This is a genomic window from Algoriphagus resistens (genome assembly GCF_001442615.1).
GTDB lineage: Bacteria > Bacteroidota > Bacteroidia > Cytophagales > Cyclobacteriaceae > Algoriphagus > Algoriphagus resistens.
This window is the reverse complement of sequence record NZ_LMXN01000001.1, coordinates 464,851-487,454: the sequence shown is the minus strand read 5'-3', so window position 1 is coordinate 487,454 and position 22,604 is coordinate 464,851. Positions and strand designations below refer to the sequence as shown.

At 43.8% G+C, this 22,604-nt stretch carries 20 protein-coding genes; 9 read left to right on the top strand and 11 right to left on the bottom strand.

The window, feature by feature from the left end; translation table 11 throughout:
* Positions 1-42 precede the first annotated feature (42 nt).
* On the top strand, positions 43-2,196 hold the full coding sequence (locus AS141_RS02035; RefSeq protein ID WP_057935946.1) for an alpha-glucuronidase family glycosyl hydrolase: 2,154 nt from the start codon (positions 43-45) through the stop codon (positions 2,194-2,196).
* Between the two features lie 96 nt (positions 2,197-2,292).
* A complete protein-coding gene (locus tag AS141_RS02030) occupies positions 2,293-2,778 on the top strand; it encodes a VOC family protein (RefSeq protein ID WP_057935945.1) in 486 nt (161 codons plus the stop codon).
* Between the two features lie 336 nt (positions 2,779-3,114).
* On the opposite strand, the gene AS141_RS26755 is transcribed toward AS141_RS02030, so the two are convergent.
* The 3 genes from AS141_RS26755 to AS141_RS02010 form a co-directional block, all read right to left on the bottom strand.
* On the bottom strand, positions 3,115-3,390 hold the full coding sequence (locus AS141_RS26755; RefSeq protein ID WP_057935944.1) for a nucleotidyl transferase AbiEii/AbiGii toxin family protein: 276 nt from the start codon (positions 3,388-3,390) through the stop codon (positions 3,115-3,117).
* Positions 3,391-3,588: 198 nt separating this feature from the next.
* Positions 3,589-4,089: a hypothetical protein gene (locus AS141_RS02015; RefSeq protein ID WP_082632159.1), complete on the bottom strand. Its 501-nt coding sequence runs from the start codon at positions 4,087-4,089 to the stop codon at positions 3,589-3,591.
* 253 nt (positions 4,090-4,342) lie between these two features.
* Positions 4,343-5,182 (bottom strand): alpha/beta hydrolase, encoded by an 840-nt coding sequence (locus AS141_RS02010; protein WP_057935941.1) that lies wholly within the window; start codon positions 5,180-5,182, stop codon positions 4,343-4,345.
* Positions 5,183-5,479: 297 nt separating this feature from the next.
* On the opposite strand from AS141_RS02010, the gene AS141_RS02005 reads away from it, so the two are divergent.
* Complete coding sequence (locus AS141_RS02005; protein ID WP_057935940.1) at positions 5,480-6,055, top strand: DJ-1/PfpI family protein; 576 nt, start codon at positions 5,480-5,482, stop codon at positions 6,053-6,055.
* A 393-nt stretch (positions 6,056-6,448) separates the two neighbouring features.
* On the opposite strand, the gene AS141_RS01995 is transcribed toward AS141_RS02005, so the two are convergent.
* Positions 6,449-7,282 carry a 1,4-dihydroxy-2-naphthoyl-CoA synthase gene (locus AS141_RS01995; RefSeq protein ID WP_057935938.1) on the bottom strand — a complete coding sequence of 278 codons (834 nt, stop codon included), beginning with the start codon at positions 7,280-7,282 and terminating at the stop codon, positions 6,449-6,451.
* A gap of 109 nt (positions 7,283-7,391) precedes the next feature.
* On the opposite strand from AS141_RS01995, the gene AS141_RS01990 reads away from it, so the two are divergent.
* The 4 genes from AS141_RS01990 to AS141_RS01975 all read left to right on the top strand — a co-directional run bounded on the left by AS141_RS01990 (position 7,392) and on the right by AS141_RS01975 (position 10,911).
* The gene (locus AS141_RS01990; protein ID WP_157243362.1) at positions 7,392-8,456 is read left to right on the top strand and encodes an AMP-binding protein; all 1,065 of its coding nucleotides are present in this window, start codon (positions 7,392-7,394) and stop codon (positions 8,454-8,456) included.
* Positions 8,453-8,881, top strand: coding sequence for a DUF2141 domain-containing protein (locus AS141_RS01985; RefSeq protein WP_057935936.1), 429 nt, complete (start codon positions 8,453-8,455; stop codon positions 8,879-8,881). Before AS141_RS01990 ends, AS141_RS01985 begins: the two co-directional genes overlap by 4 nt.
* Before the next feature lie 126 nt (positions 8,882-9,007).
* The gene (locus AS141_RS01980) at positions 9,008-9,769 is read left to right on the top strand and encodes a hypothetical protein (RefSeq protein WP_057935935.1); all 762 of its coding nucleotides are present in this window, start codon (positions 9,008-9,010) and stop codon (positions 9,767-9,769) included.
* A 71-nt stretch (positions 9,770-9,840) separates the two neighbouring features.
* A complete protein-coding gene (locus tag AS141_RS01975) occupies positions 9,841-10,911 on the top strand; it encodes a toll/interleukin-1 receptor domain-containing protein (protein ID WP_057935934.1) in 1,071 nt (356 codons plus the stop codon).
* Here AS141_RS01975 and AS141_RS01970 read toward each other — a convergent pair.
* Positions 10,908-11,681 (bottom strand): XRE family transcriptional regulator, encoded by a 774-nt coding sequence (locus AS141_RS01970; protein ID WP_057935933.1) that lies wholly within the window; start codon positions 11,679-11,681, stop codon positions 10,908-10,910. The genes AS141_RS01975 and AS141_RS01970 overlap by 4 nt on opposite strands.
* Positions 11,678-11,935, bottom strand: a complete 258-nt coding sequence (locus AS141_RS01965; RefSeq protein ID WP_057935932.1) for a hypothetical protein — start codon at positions 11,933-11,935, stop codon at positions 11,678-11,680. The genes AS141_RS01970 and AS141_RS01965 overlap by 4 nt, the downstream gene beginning before the upstream one ends.
* 360 nt (positions 11,936-12,295) lie before the next feature.
* Here AS141_RS01965 and AS141_RS01960 point away from each other — a divergent pair, with 360 nt between their 5' ends.
* On the top strand, positions 12,296-15,040 hold the full coding sequence (locus AS141_RS01960) for an outer membrane beta-barrel protein (RefSeq protein WP_057935931.1): 2,745 nt from the start codon (positions 12,296-12,298) through the stop codon (positions 15,038-15,040).
* Between the two features lie 57 nt (positions 15,041-15,097).
* On the opposite strand, the gene AS141_RS01955 is transcribed toward AS141_RS01960, so the two are convergent.
* The 5 genes from AS141_RS01955 to AS141_RS01935 form a co-directional block, all read right to left on the bottom strand.
* Positions 15,098-16,051, bottom strand: a complete 954-nt coding sequence (locus AS141_RS01955; protein ID WP_057935930.1) for an aldo/keto reductase — start codon at positions 16,049-16,051, stop codon at positions 15,098-15,100.
* A 57-nt stretch (positions 16,052-16,108) separates the two neighbouring features.
* The gene (locus tag AS141_RS01950) at positions 16,109-17,515 is read right to left on the bottom strand and encodes a Rossmann-fold NAD(P)-binding domain-containing protein (RefSeq protein WP_057935929.1); all 1,407 of its coding nucleotides are present in this window, start codon (positions 17,513-17,515) and stop codon (positions 16,109-16,111) included.
* A gap of 54 nt (positions 17,516-17,569) precedes the next feature.
* Positions 17,570-18,940, bottom strand: coding sequence for a putative oxidoreductase C-terminal domain-containing protein (locus AS141_RS01945; protein ID WP_232424791.1), 1,371 nt, complete (start codon positions 18,938-18,940; stop codon positions 17,570-17,572).
* Between the two features lie 12 nt (positions 18,941-18,952).
* A complete protein-coding gene (locus AS141_RS01940; RefSeq protein WP_057935927.1) occupies positions 18,953-20,323 on the bottom strand; it encodes a Gfo/Idh/MocA family protein in 1,371 nt (456 codons plus the stop codon).
* Positions 20,324-20,498: 175 nt separating this feature from the next.
* Positions 20,499-21,467, bottom strand: a complete 969-nt coding sequence (locus AS141_RS01935) for a DUF6807 domain-containing protein (protein ID WP_057935926.1) — start codon at positions 21,465-21,467, stop codon at positions 20,499-20,501.
* Positions 21,468-21,547: 80 nt separating this feature from the next.
* Between AS141_RS01935 and AS141_RS01930 the strand changes: the two genes are divergently transcribed.
* Positions 21,548-22,495, top strand: coding sequence for a ThuA domain-containing protein (locus AS141_RS01930; RefSeq protein ID WP_057935925.1), 948 nt, complete (start codon positions 21,548-21,550; stop codon positions 22,493-22,495).
* Positions 22,496-22,604: the final 109 nt, after the last annotated feature.

The window sequence follows — 22,604 nt, the reverse complement described above, 5'->3', positions numbered from 1 at the left end:
CCCATCGATTTTTCGATATTTTGAAGCTCAAACCCAAAACCTATGTACAAACCTATCTTTCTGGCAGCAGTCCTTTGGTTCTGCATTTCCCTGAATTCCCTTGCCGATGACGGCTACAAGCTCTGGCTGGATTACCAGCCAATCCAAGAAGCAGAATTAAAATCCGAAATCGAATTGCTACTGGGAGGTGTTTACTTTTTCGGTGAAAATCCAACTTTTGAAGCCATCAAAAATGAGTTGGGTCTGGCATCAAAAAGTATGCTTGAAAAAGCTCCCACTTACACGGAAGACCGACTACAAAACACCCGGCTTTGGATTGGAACCAGAGCGCAGCTTTCCCAGGTACTTTCACTCACCAAACAAACAGAAATCAAAGCGCTCGGAACTGATGGCTATTGGAGAGGGACCGTAGAATTGGATGGAAAAGCATTTTATGCGATTGTAGGAAACCAGCCCGTTGGCGTACTTTATGGTGTGTTTAATTGGTTGAATTCTATCCAAAGTAACACTTTCGATAAGTCAACAGAATTATCTGATGCTCCGAAAATTAACCTAAGAATGTTAAACCATTGGGATAACCTCGACAGAACGGTGGAAAGAGGTTATGCGGGGTTCTCGATCTGGGATTGGCATCGGCTCCCTGGCTACATAGATCCCAGGTATATAGACTACGCAAGAGCAAACGCCTCTTTAGGAATCAATGCTGTTTCGCTGACAAATGTAAATGCAAATGCCTTGATTTTGACGAAAGATTTCATGAAGAAGGCGAAGGTTTTGGCTGATGTTTTCAGACCTTATGGAATCAAGGTTTTCCTTACCGCCCGCTTCTCTGCTCCCATTCAATTGGAAGGATTGAAGACTGCGGATCCACTGGATCCGGAGGTGATTAGTTTCTGGAAAAAAAAGGCGGATGAAATCTATTCTTTCATTCCTGATTTTGGAGGATTTCTGGTAAAAGCCAATTCCGAGGGACAACCTGGCCCACATGAATATGGACGCAATCATGCCGAAGGAGCAAACATGCTTGCAGATGCATTGGCACCACATGGAGGAGTTTTGATCTGGCGTGCTTTCGTCTATTCCCATGAAGACGACGTGGATCGGCACATGCAGGCGAATAATGAATTTGTACCGCTGGATGGTAAGTTCAAAGACAACGTAATCATACAGATCAAAAACGGCGCGATAGATTTTCAGCCCCGTGAACCCTTTCATCCACTCTATGGTGCCATCAACCAAACGAACGTGGGAATGGAGTTTCAGATCACGCAGGAGTACTTAGGACAGGCGACAAATTTGGTTTACCTCGCACCTATGTGGGAGGAAGTCCTGAAAAGCAACACCTACAAACCAAGCCCAACTTCCACAGTAGGAAGTATTCTGGAAGGGGATGAAACCGGACAGAAAAAGACCTTGATCGCCGGAGTCTCCAATATCGGGACCGACCGTAACTGGACCGGTCATCTTTTCGCCCAGTCGAATTGGTTTGCTTTTGGGAAACTTGCTTGGGACCCGGAAGCTCCCTCAGAAGAAATAGCCGAAGAATGGATTAAATTGACTTTCGGTCAAGATCCTGAAGTAGTGTCAGCTATTGGAGAGATTCTAATGGGATCGCATGAGGCAGCCGTGGATTACATGACTCCACTGGGACTTCATCATATTATGGGAAGGAGTCACCACTACGGTCCCGGGCCTTGGGTAACCGGAGGAAGGGCAGATTGGACAGCTCCTTATTACCATCAGGCAGACAGTCTGGGAATTGGTTTTGACAGAACCGATGCAGGTAGTGGGGCATTGGACCAGTACGCACCGGAAATTGCAAAGCAATGGTCAGATCCCAATCAGATTCCGGAGAAATACCTGCTTTGGTTTCATCATTTACCCTGGGATTTTAAACTGAAAAACGGAGATACACTGTGGGAAGAAATCGCCTATCATTATGACCGTGGAGTCAAAGAAGTCCGAGAAATGCAGGAAACCTGGGCTTCTTTGGAACCGAAAATCGATCCTGAAGAATTCGACCATGTCAGACAGCTTTTAAATATCCAGCAAGAGGAGGCCGAGTGGTGGAGAAATGCCTGTTTGCTCTATTTTCAAACTTTCTCAAAACGTCCTTTCCCTACTGATATCGAGCAGCCAGAAGGAGATTTGGAGTACTATAAAAGCCTGATGTTTCCCAATGCTCCGGGAATTTAAAATTCGAACTAGCTTAATTGGGATTTGAATTTTTATCGGACTTAGGCACTATTCAGTTATCGGTTCGGTTAATTTCAAATCTCAAACTTCAAATTAATGAATAACTACACTATCCCCCCTGCCACCCGGATTGGCCACATCCACCTGAAAGTTTCAGACCTTCAAAGATCATTGGATTTCTATCAGGGATTGCTCGGCTTTGAGCTAGTCACAATGTATGGTCAAGAAGCGGCTTTTATTTCCGCAGGAGGATACCATCATCATATTGGGTTGAATACCTGGCAAAGCAAGGGAGGTAAACCAGCTCCGAAAAACACCGCCGGTCTTTTTCATACCGCCATTTTACTTCCTTCCAGACGTGATTTGGCTGTGCTATTGCAAAGATTGGTGGATGCAAACTATCCCCTTACAGGAGCTGCGGACCATGGAGTTTCTGAGGCATTATACCTGGATGATCCTGATGAAAATGGTGTAGAATTGTATTGGGATAGACCCAGAGAGAAATGGCCACTGAATCCTGACGGTAGTATTATGATGTACACTAGACAATTGGATATGAACGGTCTTTTGGCTGAGATTTAATCATTTTTTGTAATCACATGAATACCACATCCAATATCAATACTTGTTTAGCAATGAAAAACCTTATCGGCTGATAAAAAAATTATGCCATTGCTATCTGATGAACTGAAATTATTGGTTCTACCACGAATTTAATGGAAACATGGGCCAAGTAAAGTGTCCAAAACTTGAGAGAACAAATTGGTAGCCTCCTATTCGCCCTTTAAACGCCAATAAATATTTGTACCGTTGAATTTAAACCCATCCAGGATATTTGCTTTTCACTAACTTAAAGGTAGACCTTCAAACTCATTGTTGATTAAATCTTTTAGTTAACTTCCCTTCCATGTTACTCCTTCATAAATCTATTATATTCGATTTTAATCTTTCCAGCAATTCACCAAACTCAGGTTGTCTGTCATAATATAAGGCAGAAGTCGCTTTATATCTTGCCTCAAAATCAGACCTTTGTTCAGGCTCGCTGAGTAGAAACGCTTGGTTTTCTCTTATGGGAATTTCAAAGTCTTTCTTTGGAAAGCGGGCTTTTTTATGCCTAAAATAAGCTTCAGTGCCGATGAAATTCTTAACCTCCGTCTCATTCAAAAGGCAGTAAAGATCATAATACTGACGCATCAAATTGGCTTTCTTCTCGCCTGTTTCCTTTTCAAGGACGTTCCACCCTTAAGCTCAAATTCGAATCCCTGCTTTTTTAATCCATACAGTACGTGCATGATCCAATAATCCTTTTCTATCAGCTGAATTTGAATACCTGTTTCCTGTTCTAGGATTCTAAGAAGATCAATGAAATCTTTCCGTTCATGCAGGTATTGATCAGACATGCTGAGTCTCTAGGATCGATGAAAACACTTTTTTGGCTTTTGCTCCGCCATAGGCTGAGACAGTACGCTTCAATTTAACAAGGTCAAGCTTTCTGGCTTTCTCTTTAGCCTTTGATAGAATCATCGCCTTGTCCTCGCCCAATGAGTCTAGATTATTGACCAAATCAACCAGCAGAAATTCAAGACTGAGATTCTTGGGAAACTTAGGCTTCACGTGGAAAAAGAACTTCCGACCGCCAAGATCAAATTCGCCATGACGCTTGTGATTATAGACCACTCGCTTATTGTAAAGCTGGGTAGTTCCCACCTCTAAAGAATTATAGGCATTGGGGGAAGTGATCAAAAACTCATCATCTTTTAAGAAGGATCGAACCAAAGCAGACTCTTCCGGAGGTGCAACTCCGAATACCGTTTCCCTTGGATAGTAGTAAACCCCTTGATATAATTTTTGCAAAGTCCCCTCAGTTAAAAGCTGTTTCAAATGCCTATCCACGGAATTTGACCATCGCTCCAAGGCAGATCTCCGATACACACTTCCACGGCGTAAATGGCGCTTTAAATTCCTTAAGGTTTCCATGTATTACCAAATAAGAAACAGTTATAACTTTTTGTCAATATTTTTATTAAAAATTCATGCAAATCTAATGAATATGCTGCACTGTGGAACCATTAATAGAAAACACAATAGTAGTATAACTTAGTTCTTAAGCCTAGAAACATAATAACCCTTGCTTACCTCTGAAATCCTAAAAAAGCCGATCTTCCATCCAACTCACTATCAATTCAATTACCTCCTCCCTATCCAGATCATTGATCAACTCATGATAACCTCCCGGAAAAATTCTGAGCGTTTTGTCACTTGAAGCTGCTTTTTCGAAAAGCAGTTCAGAACCTTTTGGATTGGTAAGCTCATCTGCGGAGCCGTGGATCACCAGCAATGGCAAGGTAAACTCCTTAGCATTTTTCTGGATGTATTTCATGGTTTGCATTAACTCATAACCTGTCCTCGCAGGAACCGGCTCGGTATAAATCAAGGGGTCATTCAGATAGCTGGACACCTCCTGCGGAATTCTGGAAATCTTAGCAGCATCCAACTTTAAGGCTTTCAGTCTTGGGAAATAATTGCTGACCAAGCCTGCTATGGCTTTTAAGAATTTGGGGGTTCCTTCGTCTTCCATGATCGCAGGCGAACTTAAAATTACCCCAGAAGCTCCTGGTTGATATTTCAAAGCGTAGGCCGCTACCATTCCCCCACCCATGCTATGCCCATATATAAATACAGGAAGGCCGGGAGCGTATGACCTGACCTTACCAAACAAGGCATCAATATCTTTAAGATAATCTTCTGAAGATTCAAAATATGCATCCGGTTTTCCTTTTGCGGATTTCCCGTGCCCTCTCCCATCAAAGGTGAAAACCGAAACCCCGATCCCAGTCAGCCTTTCTACCAGATGAAGGTACCGGGAACTATGCTCACCCAGTCCATGAACTAGCAGCAAAGCCGCCTTAGGAAGTTCAGGCATCCAGGCTTGCAGGTAAAGTTCAAGATCATCGTGAGTCTTATAGGAAGTTTCGAGGTGCTTCATGGGGAATTAAATTTGGGTTTCAATAAAATAATAAGTTGCATAGAATTTTCTGCAATGCCAGCTGTTTTAACAATTCTGGTTTCAACTCGGCACTGACAGTCATGATCTATTGATAATTGCCTGGTTGAGACCCTTAGCGCCAGCCTGCTGCAGGAAGAAAGCCGAATCCCTATTTCTAGCTAAGATTAGCAAAACTTAACTAAGGATTAATCCTAATGCGCCGGCATTTTCTTAAATTGGAAAAACTAAACAAAAGGTAGCACCTACCTATTTTTCGAACCAACTAAATACAGAATTATGAAAAAGATATTATTTCTCACCGGAGATTTCGCAGAAGATTACGAAACCATGGTCCCGGTTCAGATGCTGGAAATGGTGGGCTATGAAGTCCATTCGGTCTGTCCCGGAAAGAAAAAAGGGGAAACCGTTAAAACTGCAATCCATGATTTTGAAGGGGATCTGACATACACTGAGAAGCCGGGGCATAATTTTATGCTGAGCTATTCCTTTGACCAGATCGATGTGGATGATTATGTCGGTTTGGCAATTGCAGGTGGCCGGGCACCGGAATATCTGAGATTGAACAAAAAGTTATTGGAAATTGTCAAGCACTTCTTTGATACAAACAAGCCTGTTGCTGCCGTATGCCATGGGATACAGATTCTGACAGCTGCAGGAGTGGTAAAGGGAAGAAAGCTTACTGCATACCCTGCCGTGGGTCCGGAAGTGACTATAGCAGGCGGCGAATATCAGGATATCCCCGCAACTGATGCTTATGTTGATGGAAATCTGGTCACATCTCCCGCCTGGCCGGGACACCCTGCCTGGATCCGCGAATTTCTTAAAGTGCTTGGAGCAAAAATCGAGATTTGATTTCCCAACTATATGAAAAACAAAAGGCCTTTTGGAATATCCTGACAGGCCTTTTGACTTTAACTTATCTGGTAAAAACTGGTACATCCATAAATTGTAACTTTTTAATTTCAAATAACAAAATAGGAATTATCAGGGAGGATGGGCGTGAGATCAGCTTTCCATTGAAATGGTTTCCATCCCTTTAAAATGCCTCTGTAGCAGAATTAACTAACCGGGGATTTATGGCGGAGGAATTCACCTGAAAGATTTGGGGGAAGCTTATTGATAAGAGAATTTATTTCTTAAAAACTAACTTACCTGATAAAACCTAGAGTCAAGGCTTTTAAAAGCCTTGACTCTAGGTTTTAGTTTTTTGACACTTACCTCTTGGGGCTTACTAGCTGAGTCTCCTTAAGGTATCCATTTATTTTTCCCGAAATCAGGTTTTCTTTTCTCCAAAAAGGCATTTCTACCTTCTTTAGCCTCTTCCGTTCCATAGGCCAATCGGGTTGCTTCTCCGGCGAACACCTGCTGACCGACCATTCCGTCATCAGTCAGGTTCATGGCAAACTTCAGCATTTTAATCGAGGTCGGGGATTTGGCCAATATTTCCTGAGCCCAGTCATAAGCCGTTGACTCAAGTTCAGCGTGAGGAATTACTGCATTCACCATTCCCATTTCGTAGGCTTCCTGAGCGGAATAATTTCTCCCCAAAAAGAAGATCTCACGCGCTTTCTTCTGGCCGACCATCTTCGCCAAATAAGCTGACCCATAACCCCCATCAAAGCTGGTCACGTCCGCATCTGTCTGCTTGAAGATCGCATGCTCCTTACTGGCCAACGTCAGGTCACAGACCACATGCAAGCTGTGTCCGCCACCGACTGCCCAGCCGGGAACTACCGCGATGACAACCTTTGGCATGAAGCGGATCAAACGCTGCACTTCCAGAATATTCAACCGGTGATACCCATCTTCGCCCACATAACCCTGGTTTCCCCGTGCCTTTTGGTCGCCACCGGAACAAAACGCCCAGCCTCCGTCTTTTGTCGAAGGTCCTTCCCCGCTCAACAAAACAACTCCTATGGAAGTGTCTTCCTGCGCATCGTAGAAAGCATCGTAGAGTTCAGCCGTAGTTTTTGGACGGAAAGCATTTCTGACTTCGGGTCTATTGAAGGCGATTCGTGCTACGCCATCACATTTTTTGTAGGTAATATCTTCGTATTCTTTTGCAGTGATCCAGTTCATATCTTTCGATTTGGGTAAAAATCTAATTCTTTTGCAAGATAACAGCCTTCCCCGAATTTTGAAGGAGCATATTTACCTTCGGAAAAGGGATCTAAAAAGCGAAAAGCAAATGTTTCAACTCACTTTCGGCAATTATACATTTCAGACAAAAGCCCATGCTGATCTGGAAAACCTTGATTTTCCGGACTTTGCAAAAGCAGCTTTCCAGTTCTGTCAGGAATGGCTTTCGGGCGGATCCACCTTTACACAGCATACTTCAGGATCTACAGGCAACCCCAAGGAAATCCAGATTTCCCGGGCACAAATGATTGCCAGTGCAAAAGCAACCCAGGCCTTTTTTCAGATGGATGAAGATGCACAATTGCTTTGCTGCCTTGACCCCAGGTACATCGCCGGTAAAATGATGTTGGTCCGGGCCATGGTCTGGAATAGCCCGATTGAGCTAATTGAACCAAAGTCAAATCCACTTCTGGGAATTAAACGTATCCCGGATTTTGCCGCGATGGTCCCCCTTCAGGTGGAAGCCTGCATGCAGGATAAACCCTCTTTAGAGAAACTGAAGAAAATAAAACATCTCATCATTGGTGGAGCACCTATTTCCTCCAGGCTGAAAGACCAGCTCATACAAAATGGTATTGTAGCCCATCAAACCTACGGCATGACAGAGACCGTATCCCATGTTGCGTTGGCTAAAATCGATAGTGCAGAATTGCATTACAGCGTATTGCCCGGAATAGAATTTGGGTTGGACAGCAGGGGTGCGTTGTGGATAAAGTCGGCCTCCAGCGAAGATGAAGTAATACAGACAAATGATTTGGTAGAGTTAGTCGGAGAAAATTCCTTTCGATGGCTTGGAAGAGCAGACTTTGTCATCAATTCAGGCGGTGTAAAACTTCATCCCGAACTTCTGGAAACAAAGGCTGAGCATGTAATCCAGAGATTCTATCCGAATTCATCCTTTTTCTTTTTTAGCCAGAAAGATGAAATACTTGGAGAGAAATTGTGTCTGATTATAGAATCAAAAGGAGGATATAAGGGAGTTGATAACCTCTTAAGTGCTTTAAAAGATGTTTTGGATACATACGAGGTCCCAAAAAACATTTTCATTGTTCCTGGGTTTTTAAGAACAGAATCGGGAAAAATAAACCGTCTGAAAACCACTGAAAGCCTATGAGACTGGCATTACTTAGCTTGTTCCTACTCTTAACTATCGCCCAGGCGCAAAGTAATCTGGGCACCATAGAGCTTGCCATTTCAGAGACTTCCACAGATGATGGGGTGATTCAGGTCCTTGTTTTTGACCAGAAAAAAGGCTGGCCAGAATCTCTAGATGACGCCTGGAAAATGCTGACTCTCCCAATTGAAAATGGCGTGGCAAGAAAAACAATTACGAACGTCCCTGCAGGAACCTACGCCATCACGGTTTTTCATGACCATGACCAGGATGGTGAAATCAGAAAAAACAAAGTTGGGTATCCTGTGGATGATTTTGGGTTTTCCAACAACCCAAGTCTGCTATTCGGTGTACCATCCTTCTCCAGGTGCAGTAAAAAAGTCAGTACCGGATCGACAACCCATTTTGAAATTGACCTGCTCTAAAAGGTTTTGAGGTAAAAGACCTACTTTTGCAGCGATGAAATCGAGCATGTCCAAAACGACACACACAGGGATGATTATTCATTGTGCGAGATTCCATATGACCGCTGAGAAACAAAAAATAAACAGATGAATAAGAGTAATGATCACGTAAACGGAGTAGTATTTGACTATGATTCAGGAATAATCCCTCCTCCTTATAGTAATGTATACAGACTTTCACTGGACTGGAGCAACTCGGATTTAATCGCTGGATTAGAACTGCATTATACTGACAGAGAAGATCTTAGCGAAGATGAAATTCTCGATGAAGGATTCACCACCAACGATGATTTCAGCTTCACAGGTAAACTTGATCCGGTGTGGAAAAAGGTAGTTTCCATAGCATTCGAAAAAGTAAAATGGAGTGGTAAGCAGTTGGATGAAGGGGGACTCACCCTTTCTGCTATAGAGGGTGGCAAAATAGGTAATGCAAAAGTTCCGGCGGAACAAGAAATGTGGCAACTGCTTGCCCAGGATATCATTCAGGCTATTTATGAAACTTCCAAGAAGGAAGCCCCGCTCACTGTAAATTACCGCCAGGTAACAAATGAGGAAAGTGTAGACTGCTCCATCACGATGAATTTCTCTAACAGGGAAGCCGTATTCACTTCAAGAAACCTATCAAGGACCATCAACTGGGAATATGCAGTCCAACTCCTGAAATTGGTATTTTCACCGGATTATAATTACGAAATAGCCAAAGAGACTCCTGGAACCAAGCGTGGCGCATACATCGAGTGCGGGGATGGCTATTGGCATGAACTGGGAAAGGGCGTAATCAACATTGATACCTCTTTTGATGCAGTTGGAAAAATAAAAGATGGATTTGAAAATCTTATTGAAGAATAAAATTACCCTTTCCCATTGCAATTAAGAACCTGATTCGCTTAACTTTAACTAGCAAGAAATCAGGTTTTTTTATGCAGAAGGGGAAAATTTTTATCAGCTACCGCCAAAGCGACACCCAGAGTGAAGCTAGCAGGCTCAAGGAAGACTTGGAGGAAGTCTTTGGAGAAGAGAATGTGTTCTTCGATATAGAGACTCTTGAGCCTGGGTTAAATTTTGCCGATGCCATCGAAAAAACTATACGGCAGAGTAAGGTTGTGTTGGTATTGATCGGTCCTGATTGGGCAGATGTAAAAGACGAGGAAGGGAACTTGCGCATTTTCCAGGAAAATGACTGGGTGAGAAGAGAAGTAGCAATGGCATTGACTATGGAAGACACCCGGGTGATCCCTGTGTTGCTCAAAAAAGCAATGCTGCCCAAAACCAGCCAGCTCCCTGACAACATTAAATCCCTGGCTGAAAAACATTCGAAGGAAATCACGATTTCCAGATGGCGATATGATGTGGGGATGTTGATCAAATCAATAGAGGGTGTTATCCCTCCAATCAAAAAAAAAGAGCCGGCCCCTACCCCACGTCCATATCCCATCTCCAAGCCACCTAAAGGCTGGTGGGCAAAAAATTATCTGTGGGTAATTTTTGCATTTGTAGTTCTCTTGCTTATTGGGCTTATACCTGAAGATGAGGCCCTCACGGACATCAGTCCCACTACCCAAAATGAAGAAATGGTAGATGGGCAGCAGAACCTGGCTGAAAGCAATACGCCAATGGATGATAATCCGGCCGGAAATGAATTTAATGAGGGTCTCCTACCCGAAGAGAATCCGTCTACCCCCCCTGCTGCTCAAGCCGGTTTTGATTATTCGGGTAAATGGTGGTTATATGAAAATGGGATCCGTGCCGGCTATTTCTTGCTAGAGCAGAATGGTGCATACTATTCATTTGACTACTACTACTTTGACAACAAAGTAGGTGAGGGAACCGGGGAATACGATGGTACCTACCTATACTCTACCACATTTGGTCTATACGACGATCAAGGAAGCTACAGCTTTTCTTTTGGGTCAGCTAACAGCGGTGAATCCTGGGTAGGCCAGACACAGGCTAACGGCCTCGTAAGTTCAGCTGAATTGAGAAGAAACTAACTCTTAAGCTTCCTCAGATCTGCCCGGATATCAGAAATCATTTCCCCCAGATCTTCCAAAGTCAAGGGCTTTTTCTTGTCCCCAGGATTGGGAAAGTCGGTACTGATAAAGGCTTTCGCCTCCCAAACCTCCACCACGTCCTCCCCTTTCACCTCATAAGGCTTGTATTGCTCATTGTCGGAAACAAGAAATAGTTTACCGTTATCATTCAGGTAATTGAAAACCCTCTTATACACCACACCTTCCGTCCCGGTTACGAGCACATAGGTTTTGCCGCTTTTGATGTCCTTTAGCTGATCTACATATGCTCCGATGACAATAGTACCAGAGGTCAATGGAAGCATAGAATCCCCGGCCAGCTCAAAGGCCCGATAAGTAGCCTGCCTGGAAAGCGTGGGAATCTGAAATTGAGGAAGACTTTGCATGTACTCGGTATCTGCAAATCCGTTTAAATATCCAGCTGAGGCTTTTTGTCCAACCAATGTGATGTTTTCCTTTTCATCTTCATCACAGGCAATCGTAAGAATGTTAATTCCTCTTTTTTGAATGGCCTTTCTTCCCTTTCCTTCGATATCATGGCCCAGTAACTCCTCCATCCCTACATCCAGCACATCACAAAGCTTCCCAAGTGTCAAAAGCTTAGGTTCTGATCTACCGTCTTCATAGGCAGAAATCATCGTACGTTGCACATCCAGCTGATCTGCGAGATCATTCTGGGTAATTCCCTTTTGCTTGCGCAAAAACCGTAGATTGGAAGAAAGGAATTTCATGCTGAGTACAAGTAAAAGTTATGATCCTCGGGAGCAGCTGGGAGCGGAAAAAATGGATTCATGTTCAGGGCTGAATTACGCCTTCTCTCCATACGGAGTTTGATTTCCTCGATAATTTCTCCGACAGATTTTGGCCCATTTACCAGCAAGTAACCATATTGAGGCTTTACTTCGTCTTCGATGAAAAATTTCACCTGGCAATTGCCCGATGCCAGCGTCTTTGTAGTAATACTGATCTTTTCCTGATTTTCCATAAACTGATTCGTTTTAACACCAGCTAAGATAAATTGTTGTTTTTATAAACACAAGAATGTTTGCAAAATTAACATAACATTGACGTAGATTGTCATTTTCCTTATACAGTTCCATAGAACACTAAAAATCAACGCATTAAACTGAATCATCAGCTACCAGGTAATTGCTAAGGCTAAAAAGATCTGTAGAAAACTGCTGCTTAATTCAACATATTACCGCTTACCCAATAATCGCTCCCAATCCGAACCCTAAGTGCTTTTCTTTGTTAGAAATAGTATAAAAAAGCAAAAGTCACCTGTAGGATAGTTACTCCGCCTAGGAAGCACTTATTCTCAGATGCACCAAATTAACCCACTTCGATGAAGAGCTATATTTATTTTCTACTTATCTTTTTCAGCATTTCACAAGCCTCTGCACAGACCTATTCAATCAAGGGAAAAGTAAAACAGGCAGGAACGGAAATCACCATTCCCAATGCTACTATTTTGATTCAGAATCTACCTGACTCCGTTCAGGTAGACGGGATGATTTCGGATCTGGACGGGGTATTTGAAATTACCAATGTAAAAAGCGGTGAGTATCTTCTAAAAATCCAATACTTGGGTTACAAGAATCTATTTAGATCGATCCATGTCACTGAGGATTTGGATTTGGGTGTCCTTGGGCTAGAGGAAGAATCAACTGATTTGGATGAAATCACCATAAGTGCCAGAAGGGCGCAGGGCGAGCAAAAGGGAGACACGACACTTTTTAATGCCGATGCCTTCAAAACCATGAAAGATGCCAGCGCCCAGACGCTAATCGAAAAACTCCCGGGCGTCATTTCACAGGATGGAGGCCTACAAGCCCAGGGGGAAGCAATCACGCAGATTTTAGTGGATGGCAAGCCCTTCTTCGGCGGGGATGTCAATACAGCTTTGCAAAATCTTCCTGCTGAAGTAATCCAGGGAATTGAAATTTTTGACCAAAAAAGCGATAAAGCACTTTTGAGCGGTTTTGATGATGGGGAACGGATGAAAACCATCAATATCATCACCAAACCAAATAGAAGGAAAGGGCAGTTTGGAAAAGCAACGGTAGGCTACGGAACGGATGACCGTTACCTGGCAGGGGCAAGTGTGAATTCCTTTAACGAAGACCAGCGTTTTACTTTCACCGGATTGAGCAACAATATAAACGTCCTGGATTATTCCAGCGATGCAAATTCCCAGAGTAATAATCGTCCCCAAAACGGTATAATTACCACGAACATCCTGGGCATGAATTACTCAGATAATTGGGGAGAAAAAATAGAGGTCAGTGGAAGCTACCTTTATAGTCACCGTAAAAACACTAATCAATCCAGTCTTATCCGTGAATATGTGACAGGCTCTGATTCAGATCAAATCTATACAGAAGACAGCAGGGAAACACGCAACAGTCAGGATCATCAATTTGACATGAGACTCGAATACACGATCAATGAAAACAACCGGATTCTCTATAGACCAAGGCTCTCAGCTACTTTCGAAACAGAAAATTCGGGCTTCTTCGGCCAAAGTGTAAATAATGACGGACCGCTGAACCAAACAGAAAATATCCGTACGGCGGACAACCAGGATTATGACATGTTCCATCGGTTATTCTATAGCCATAAATTCAGCAAAGAAGGGAGAAGCCTGACTGTAAGTGCAAATACAGGAAGTCACGGCAACAAGGATGAAGCCTTTCGTAGCGCCACAAATAGTTACTACCAACCCGATGAGCGTACAGAAATCATTAATCAGAACATCACCCGTGACAGGTCAGGATATGACTGGGAAACAGGGGTCTCTTATACCGAACCCATAGGTAAAAACGGACAGATGGAACTGGAATATGAAATAGGCAACAGATTAAATGATTCCGATCAGTTGACATTTGATATTATAAATGAGGAACTGCCCGACCCTGCGCTTTCATTGGATACGGCGCTAAGTAATTCTTTTGAGAGCAAATACCTGAGTCAGGAAGTGGAGATCGGCTATCAATACACGTTGGAGAAACTGAAGTTTCAGGCAGAATTGGAATATCAGGATGCCTCCCTTAAAAATGACCAGTTTTTCCCCGCAGCGGGAACTATAGACCGAAACTTTCAGAGCTTTCTTCCGACGGTCAGATTTGATTATACCCTATCTGACAATACCAATTTCGAGCTGGATTATGATACAGATGTGGATGCCCCCTCGGTAGATCAGCTTCAGAATGTGATAGATAACTCAAATCCTTTGCAGTTAAAGACCGGAAACCCCAATCTGAACCAGTCTTATTCCAATAGGATGAGGCTTCGGTTCCGAAGCAATAATCCTGAAAACGATCGCTCCTGGTTTGTTTTTGCCCAATATCGGTTAATCAATGATGCGGTATCCAACAGTACTTTTACCGCAGAAGAAGCCACTGAACTTCCTGGGGGGATTATCCTGGAAAAGGGATCCCAGCTTTATATGCCTGTGAACCTGGATGGCTCCAAAGACTTCAGATCCTGGGTGAGTTATGGCATTCCGCTTGGTTTTGTGAAGTCCAATTTCAATATTAACGGCGGATACAGCAACACCAAAAGACCAGGTCAGGTAAACAACCAGCTGAGCTTTAACAACTCTTCAAGGATAAGTACCGGAATCTCCCTTAGCAGCAATATTTCAGATCAGATTGACTTCAATATCTCTACGCGTTTTTCTTATAATGATGTTGAAAACACACTAAACTCCAGCTTGAACAATAACTATTACAATCAGCGCTCAAGGCTAAACCTAAGCTGGATTATCTGGGAAGGTTTTATTTACAGGCTGGATGTAAACCATCAGCTGAATTCAGGCCTTTCCGAAGGATATGACGCAAATGTCATGCTGATGAATATGAGTATAGGCAAAAAAGTATTCGGAAGTCAGCGCGGGGAAATTTCCCTGAATGTATATGACTTATTGGGCCAGAACAGAAGTGTCTATAGGGATGTCACAGATGCGTATGTGGAAGACGGTCAAAATAATGTGATGCAGCGCTACTTCATGCTTTCATTCTCCTATAATATCCGACGTTTCAACAAAGGTACTGATATGGATGATTACAATGAGCTTTATAACAATTAAAAAAGAAGAGGCTGATGGAATCCATCGGCCTCTTCTTTTTTTCTCTTGCTGTCTTGCCTAGGGCTGATCAAATAAATCCGAAGATGTATAGGGGCTGTTTTCTCCGGTAAAAAATGAGCCGTCTATAAATCGGTGACTAATTCCAATATCCCGAAGCTCCATCATATCGTGATCATCCAGATTAATTTTGGCAGCAGCCAAATTACCGATGATCCGTTCTTTATGGACAGACTTCGGGATCACCGCGATCTCTCTGGCAATGGACCAGGCAATAAGGATTTGGCCTGTTCCTACTTTATGCTTGTGAGCAATCTCTTTGACTACCGGATCCACCAACAGTTTTGGGTCATTTGCATGCTTCTCTGCTCTGGAATCCGGAGAACCCAAAGGCGAATAAGCCGTCATCATTATGCCATGTTCTTCACAAAATCCCACCAGACTTTCTTGGGGCAGGTAGGGTTGCATTTCCACCTGGTTCATTTCCGGTGACTGCCCCCCCACTTCGAGTAGCTCTTTTAATTTATTCTGATTAAAGTTAGAAACACCAATATGTTTTGTAAGCCCATTTTGCTTTAATTCCTGCATGGCTTTCCAGGTCTCGGTAATAGGGACTTCCTCGTAGGTGTAAAAGTCCTCCCTGCCGCTGGGGAACCCCACACCGCCCTTAAAGGCAATCGGCCAATGAATCAAATACAAATCCAGGTAATCAAGTTTGAGATCCGAAAGTGATTTTTCCAAGGCCGGAAGTACCTGATCTTGCTTATGCGAGCTGTTCCAAAGCTTAGAGGTCACAAAAAGCTCCTCACGGGTCACCAAACCCTCCGAAACTGCTTTGGATATCCCTTCTCCTACCTCATGTTCATTCTGGTAAATAGCTGCGCAATCAATATGCCGATAGCCAGCCTCAATAGCCCAATATACCGCTTGGCTCACTTCTCCGGGCTTGCTTTTCCAGGTTCCCAATCCTAGGATCGGAAGTTTGTCTCCGTTTTTAAAGTTTAAATACTTCATGGATTTAAAAATTATTATGAATGATTTGCTATCTATAAATGTAAAATATCCACCTGTTTAATTCTGCCGATTCTCCAGATATTTCTTAAAACGGTTCATTACCCAAAGATGAATTTTAGCCTGTGTGTTCACATAGACAAGCCAGGGAAGCCTGGGAACAAATTCATGGATAGCCGTTAGAATGTATCGGTTGTCCATTACTCCGCGAAATTCCAGCCATCCGTGGTCAAACCTTTTTACCAGCCAGCCTCCGGAAATAAAGAATAACTGCCGGTGCTCTTCACTTCGGTCAGGAACCAAAGTCAATTGAAGCATCGGCTTTTTGCTCCAAAGCAGGTAAAAAATGATCTCACCGCTTTCCAGCATTTCTCCGTTGACCCAAAACTTCAAAAAAGTAGGCAACCAAAGATTATAGCGCCGGGCAATCCAAGCAGCAGAATTTCCATGCGGGTTGGCCATTCTCTGAATACTACGTACCGTGTTCCCGATTCTATCCAGAGGAAAAAACCGGGGGGATTTTAGTTCAGTTCCTGGATTTAGGGCTTCTCTTACGGACTCTTCATAAGTTAGGTATTGGATAGGTTTTTCCCGAAACTCCAATTCCCCGGACACCGTCAGGGTATGCTTGAGGCTTTCTACCAAAGGTGAAACCAGTTGAGGCGGAGATTCACCAAAGAAGCCTACCCATAACTTGGAAAGCCCCAACGAGAAAACCGGAACTGAGAAAATCCATCGCTTTTTTCCCAGCTCTTTTGCTGTCAGTTCCAGCATCCTCCGGTAAGAAATCACCTCTGGACTGCCTATTTCTATGGCTTCTCCATATACATTTTCATTTGCCACGCAGGTATCAATGATATCCAAGGTATCCCGAAGCGATATTGGCTGTGTTAAGGACTCTGTCCATTTCGGACACATCAGAATAGGCAGATTCTTTACCAGGTTTCTGATCATGTCAAATGAAGAGCCCCCGGGACCTACAATAATCGAGGCACGGATGGCGGTAAGTTTTGCAGAGCGGGATCCCAAGGTGTGCTCTACTTCCAGCCGGCTTTTCAGATGCCTGGATAGACTATCGCCCGTTTCCTTCGGCAGTAATCCTCCCAGATAAATCAGCTGCTTTACCTTGTTCACATGTGCTGCCCGGCTGAAATTATCGGCCAGCAACAAATCGGTATCCTCAAAACTTCCCTGATTCAAGCGGGTGGAAGAATTCATGGAATGTACCAGGTACAGCGCCACATCCACATTCCTCAAGACCTCGACTGTACTGGAAATCGAATACAGCTCTACCTGCTTCCAAGTGACTTCGGGATAAGGATTATCCTTTACCTTCTTGCGGCTAAGCGCTACGATATTGTATTTGTGCCGAAAATGAAAAATAAACCAGCTCCCCACATATCCTCCGGCCCCGGCAATGGCTACAGTCGGCTTTGAAACAGAAACAGGTTGATTAGTTAATTCCATAAGTAAGAGCTTAACTAACCAACCTATTAATTGATGTTCCTGTTTAGAATAAGTTTACTTTTCTTCTGCTTTTTCCAAAGCTTCAGTAGTCGTAAAATATTTCACAATCATATTCGGCACTTCCCAAGAAGGCATATTTTTCTTGGTGAAATACTCTAAATATTTCTCGGTGACCTGTGCAAAATGAGCCTCGTGTCCATTGTGGTACGCTTCGGGGATAATGACTTTGTATTTACCCGTGGCTATTTTCTCCAAACCAAGTCCAGGGAAACGCTCCTGTAGTTCCTCTTGGATTAGTGTAGCCAACGCTTCATCCTGTCCATCCAACAGTTCAACATATAAAGTAGCGAGGTAGCCTTCTTCCTCTCCCTGCTGTATGATCAAATTGGCCTTAGTCCCCCGCATCATGCTATAATGGGTGTCAGCAGCTCCTTCCGGTGCCTGAAAATTCCAGATTACACTTACTTTGGCATGCACTCCTTTCAGCGTGTAATTCATCTCTCCGTTGCTGTTGACGCTGAGCTTATTGTCCGCTACATTTTTCTGCAAGAAATCCGGATACTCAGCTTTCCCTGTCACCAAATTAAATTGAGAGGAATCCAGTACAGTAGGCCAAAGTTTCGCTGTAAGCATCTCCACATCGGCGGTGTCTAACGTCACCCCCGGAAAAGCCTCCCATTGAACCAAATCCACCAGGTGCGTAGTGACATCTACGATACCCGTACCTTCTATATCCGTATCAAAGAACCAGTCGGGCCGTACCAATGGATTGCCGGACACATACTTAAAAAAGTGATGCACCGACTCCTTGGTAATAGCGGGATTTTCCAGCGTACCTTTTTCAAGTTCCCCAAATACCGCTGGAACCATCGAAAGCTCTTTTTGCAGGATAGTACTGATCTCAAATCGCTCAGTCATGATATCATATAGGAGAAGATCCTTTTGGTCAGCTTCACCGAAAGCTTTCACAAGCTTCTTGAACCCATCTTTATTAATCACCAAAGGCTTATCTGCATAGACATTAATCCCATTGGAAATAGCCGTGGAGATGTAATCAATCTTGCGGTCATTTTTCCCGGCTACCATCATCACATTTCCTGGTTTGGCAGCGATCATTTTCTCCAGAAAATCATCACCGGTGCTTACCTGTAAATCCCAGACAGTAGCATCTTCTTCACGGCTATTGTAGCCTGCCAGACGGTTCATGTAGTCTTTTAGTTCAGGTCCTTCAGGAGCAAAAACATAGACTGTAGAATCCACCTGCGGATACATGGATTTGTGAATCAGTCCTGCGTGAAAATGTCCCGGGTCAAGGGACATGATCGTGATTTCAGCATTTGATTCAGGAGTTTGATCCACAGTCTCTTTATTTTCGCAGGATAGCAATATGCCTGCCGTCATAGCTACTAAAACAGTATTTTTCAAAATAAATGATAATTAAACTTTTACATAATTAGTACCATAAGGTGCTCTTTGGGGTCTTTCCAGCATGGCATTTGCCTCTGCATCATTAATGAATTTCTCAGCTTTGGCATCCCACTCCAGTTTTCTTCCAAGCTTCATGGAGATATGGGTGACCAAGCAGACCGAACAAGAACGATGACCTATTTCTACGGGAGAAAGCAATTCATTATTTCCCTGAATTGCTCCCAGCCAGTTGCCATGATGCTCATCACTTTTAATCAGCTGGATTTCGTCTGGGCCTATCACTGATTGCAGGATCTTAGGATCTGAAGCATCCAATGCCTTTGAACTGTTTTCCTGAGCTACAGGATCACTTGCGGAAGCTACATAACTGCCACGGGATACCCAAATCCAACCTTCAGTACCTTCATAGCGGATACCATTTGGATAACCACCGCCAGTGTACATGATGATACCATTATCATATTCAGCCTTGGCATAGAAATCCCCGTGCACATTCCAAAGTCCAGACTGTGGAAACTCAGCCACTGCCTGGATGTAGCGTGGACCGGTGAGCTCCGTATCCATTCCCCATGCCGCAGAGTCGTAGTGGTGCTGCCCCCAGCCCGTGATCATACCTGCACCAAACTGCTCCAATCTCAACCAGCCCGGACGGCCATACCCCTGCTGAGGATGCACACCTATTTCTGTGTAAGGGACTTCCGGGGTAGATCCCAGCCACATGTCGTAATTGAGGTTTGCAGGAACCGGCATTTCCGGCGCATCAGGCCCAGCCGGATCCCCGGGAAGGCCTACTTTCACTGTATGCAATTTACCGATTCTACCGTTCCTTACCAATTCGGCCGCAATTCTGAACTGCTCACTTGATCTCTGTTGTGTACCAAGCTGAAGCACAGTCCCGGATTTTTTCACCGCATCCACCAGCTGCCTGCCTTCCCGGATTGTCAAGGAGGTGGGCTTTTGCACGTAGACATGCTTGCCTGCCAGCGACGCCTCCATAGCCGGCTGTGAGTGCCAATGATCCGGAGTACTGATGACTATCGCATCGATATCCTTGTTCTCAAGCATATCCTTGTAATCTCCATACTGCCTGACATCAAGATAGGCTTTGCCCATTTTTTCAGTGTAGTAATCTTCCACTAGCTTTTTGCCATCTGCCATACGGTTGCTATCCAGATCAGATACTGCAATGACACGCGCTATATCATGGCGCATAACCCCGGGCAAATCGTGCTCACGTGCAATTCTACCACAACCGATCTGACCTACATTGATTTTATTACTGGGTGCATTTTTTCCAAAAACTGAAGCCGGCACAATAGTGGGAAATCCTATCGCTGCACTTGCAAGAGCGCTATTTTTGATAAATTCTCTTCTTTTCATGTGTTTATAATTTGTTTTTAAAGGTCACATGGAATCTCGCATGCCTTATAATCATCCCGGTGTGTGTCGTCTGCGTCATGCTCGATTTCATAGTACCTATGGGTTAAGTAAACTCAGGGTTTATTTTAATTCGAAAGCTATTTTATGTTCATTCTCCGGTGAGAAGGCTTTTCACTCATTTGACAAAAGCCTTCCAATAAGCCTCCGCTTCCTCTATACTCATCTCACCGTCAAAGACTATCATTCTGTATTTTAATGTATACCGCTTATTGGGCAGAAGCTCCCAAGACTCATGTCTGATCGGAGTGAATTCAATAAATACGTTTCCTTCTCCTTTGTACTGATCCTCTGGCCATACACGAAGAGGTTCCGGAAATGCTTTATTGGTATTATGGCTCAAAAAAAGAATGCCGCTCTCCCCTGAAGCATCGTCGGTCTCACCCTGGACAATGATCCAACGTGCATTAGTCCCGTCTGCGGTCTTGCGGGTATCTCCCTCCGAGGTGAGGATGGTGCTGTTATCTTTTCCCCATCTTTCGGTGGCACGATAACCTATCCCTCCCCCGTAGCGATAATCATCGAGAAGGATTCCTCCAGCTATTTCAGTCTCAATTGTACTGGTGTAATCTACCATGTAGCGGCCTTTGTCCGCTGGCTTTACTTTGATGCGGAGATCCTCTGCTATGGCGATCCGCTCTGAATCCGGAGCTTTGAGATCAATATGATTTTGCCGCACATTCAATTCCGCCGCCCCACCTGCTTCCTTCTTTGATAACACGTGGTCAAAGTCAACCCTTCCCTTTCCATCTCCCAGATTCCAGAAGTCAACCTCTCTGCCATTGATGGTAGCGCGGGTCCAAGGGCCCCATATTCCATAGTGGTGGTAATGATCTTTGGGTTGGATTCTAGTTAGTACTTGCCCCGATGGGGATTTTAACGGATGAATAAATCCGGATTTTGCAAAATCTTTTTTTATACCTTCTGGCACATCTTCTACAGCCGTTTGATAAGTCAGAACAGACTGATTACCAATCACGAAATCAATTCCGTTATCTGTCTCTTTCAAGGTCACTTTTTGTGCATATACCGACACCATTAAACATAGGTAAATCGCTGGTACGCAGAAAATTCTTTTGAATATCATATAAAATTCAGGTTATTGGGATCGAATTTTAAAGATATGGAAATCTCAACTATCGACTAACCCATTCATCCAATTACCCCATGAAGAAAATTATTATCTACGGAATCGTTTTCCTAGCCAGCATCAATATTGCCCTTGCCCAAAACCCTAAAGAGATCCCGTTAGATCAGGCCTGGAAAGACAAAATCAGGGAATTGGCACCAGAAAAAGCCAATTTCCCATTCAAGAAGAAAAAGAAAATCCTTGTATTTTCTTTGCACACAGGATTCTGGCATTGGGTTAATCCACATACTCAGGCAATGATAGAGATCATCTCTGACAAAAGCGGGACCTTTGAGGTCACTACCAGCACCGATATTGCCATGATGGAAAAAGATAAACTGAAGGAATTTGACGCGGTGGTTTTTGACAATACAAACTCTAAACCGAAATACAGGAATCTATTCGTGGATGTATTCAGCGAAGATGCTTCCCTTGACAGTGCTGCCGTTTGGCAGAAAGCGAATCAATTGGAAAACAATATCATCCAGTACGTGAAAAAAGGCGGCGGAATCCTGCTCGTCCATGGAGGAAACACCATGCTGAATAATTCTATGGAATTCTCCAGACTCACAGGTGGAAGCTTTGATTACCACACTAAGCAGCAGGCTTTCCAGGTGAGACTGGTAAATCCAGCGCATCCTTTGGTCCAGTCTCTTCCGGCTGAGGGCTACAACCATGTGGATGAGCCTTACTTTTATAAGAACGCGTACGATGAGCTGGATTTCCATCCCCTGACCTATTTCAATAATGCCGAGATCGAAGGGCAGAGAAAAGGACAGGAGAAAACCTCAGGCAAAACCTATGTGTCGTGGATCAGAAAAGACGGCAAAGGCAGAGCGATGTATATCTCTACTTCCCATAATGCCCAGAGCTTCGAAAACCCAGCAATACTTGCCTACTTCCTGGATGCCCTACAGTATGTAGCCGGAGATGTGAAGGTGGATGAAACACCGATTGGGAAGCAAGCCGTGATCAGTTTACGGTAAGCAGTAGGGCCACACTAGTGCATCCTATTGCTTACCTGGCTTTTTATTTGAATCAGCAGATGGAGAAACAGTCCAGGAATACACGGTTCCGGAATCCTCCACTGATTTC

What these genes read in the sequence shown, in the direction of transcription:
- AS141_RS02035 (WP_057935946.1), top strand. Translation starts at nt 43, where the DNA reads ATGTACAAACCTATCTTTCTGGCAGCAGTCCTTTGGTTCTGCATTTCC.
- AS141_RS02030 (WP_057935945.1), top strand. Translation starts at nt 2,293, where the DNA reads ATGAATAACTACACTATCCCCCCTGCCACCCGGATTGGCCACATCCAC.
- AS141_RS26755 (WP_057935944.1), bottom strand. Translation starts at nt 3,390, where the DNA reads ATGCGTCAGTATTATGATCTTTACTGCCTTTTGAATGAGACGGAGGTT.
- AS141_RS02010 (WP_057935941.1), bottom strand. Translation starts at nt 5,182, where the DNA reads ATGAAGCACCTCGAAACTTCCTATAAGACTCACGATGATCTTGAACTT.
- AS141_RS02005 (WP_057935940.1), top strand. Translation starts at nt 5,480, where the DNA reads ATGAAAAAGATATTATTTCTCACCGGAGATTTCGCAGAAGATTACGAA.
- AS141_RS01995 (WP_057935938.1), bottom strand. Translation starts at nt 7,282, where the DNA reads ATGAACTGGATCACTGCAAAAGAATACGAAGATATTACCTACAAAAAA.
- AS141_RS01990 (WP_157243362.1), top strand. Translation starts at nt 7,392, where the DNA reads ATGTTTCAACTCACTTTCGGCAATTATACATTTCAGACAAAAGCCCAT.
- AS141_RS01985 (WP_057935936.1), top strand. Translation starts at nt 8,453, where the DNA reads ATGAGACTGGCATTACTTAGCTTGTTCCTACTCTTAACTATCGCCCAG.
- AS141_RS01980 (WP_057935935.1), top strand. Translation starts at nt 9,008, where the DNA reads ATGAATAAGAGTAATGATCACGTAAACGGAGTAGTATTTGACTATGAT.
- AS141_RS01975 (WP_057935934.1), top strand. Translation starts at nt 9,841, where the DNA reads ATGCAGAAGGGGAAAATTTTTATCAGCTACCGCCAAAGCGACACCCAG.
- AS141_RS01970 (WP_057935933.1), bottom strand. Translation starts at nt 11,681, where the DNA reads ATGAAATTCCTTTCTTCCAATCTACGGTTTTTGCGCAAGCAAAAGGGA.
- AS141_RS01965 (WP_057935932.1), bottom strand. Translation starts at nt 11,935, where the DNA reads ATGGAAAATCAGGAAAAGATCAGTATTACTACAAAGACGCTGGCATCG.
- AS141_RS01960 (WP_057935931.1), top strand. Translation starts at nt 12,296, where the DNA reads ATGAAGAGCTATATTTATTTTCTACTTATCTTTTTCAGCATTTCACAA.
- AS141_RS01955 (WP_057935930.1), bottom strand. Translation starts at nt 16,051, where the DNA reads ATGAAGTATTTAAACTTTAAAAACGGAGACAAACTTCCGATCCTAGGA.
- AS141_RS01950 (WP_057935929.1), bottom strand. Translation starts at nt 17,515, where the DNA reads ATGGAATTAACTAATCAACCTGTTTCTGTTTCAAAGCCGACTGTAGCC.
- AS141_RS01940 (WP_057935927.1), bottom strand. Translation starts at nt 20,323, where the DNA reads ATGAAAAGAAGAGAATTTATCAAAAATAGCGCTCTTGCAAGTGCAGCG.
- AS141_RS01935 (WP_057935926.1), bottom strand. Translation starts at nt 21,467, where the DNA reads ATGATATTCAAAAGAATTTTCTGCGTACCAGCGATTTACCTATGTTTA.
- AS141_RS01930 (WP_057935925.1), top strand. Translation starts at nt 21,548, where the DNA reads ATGAAGAAAATTATTATCTACGGAATCGTTTTCCTAGCCAGCATCAAT.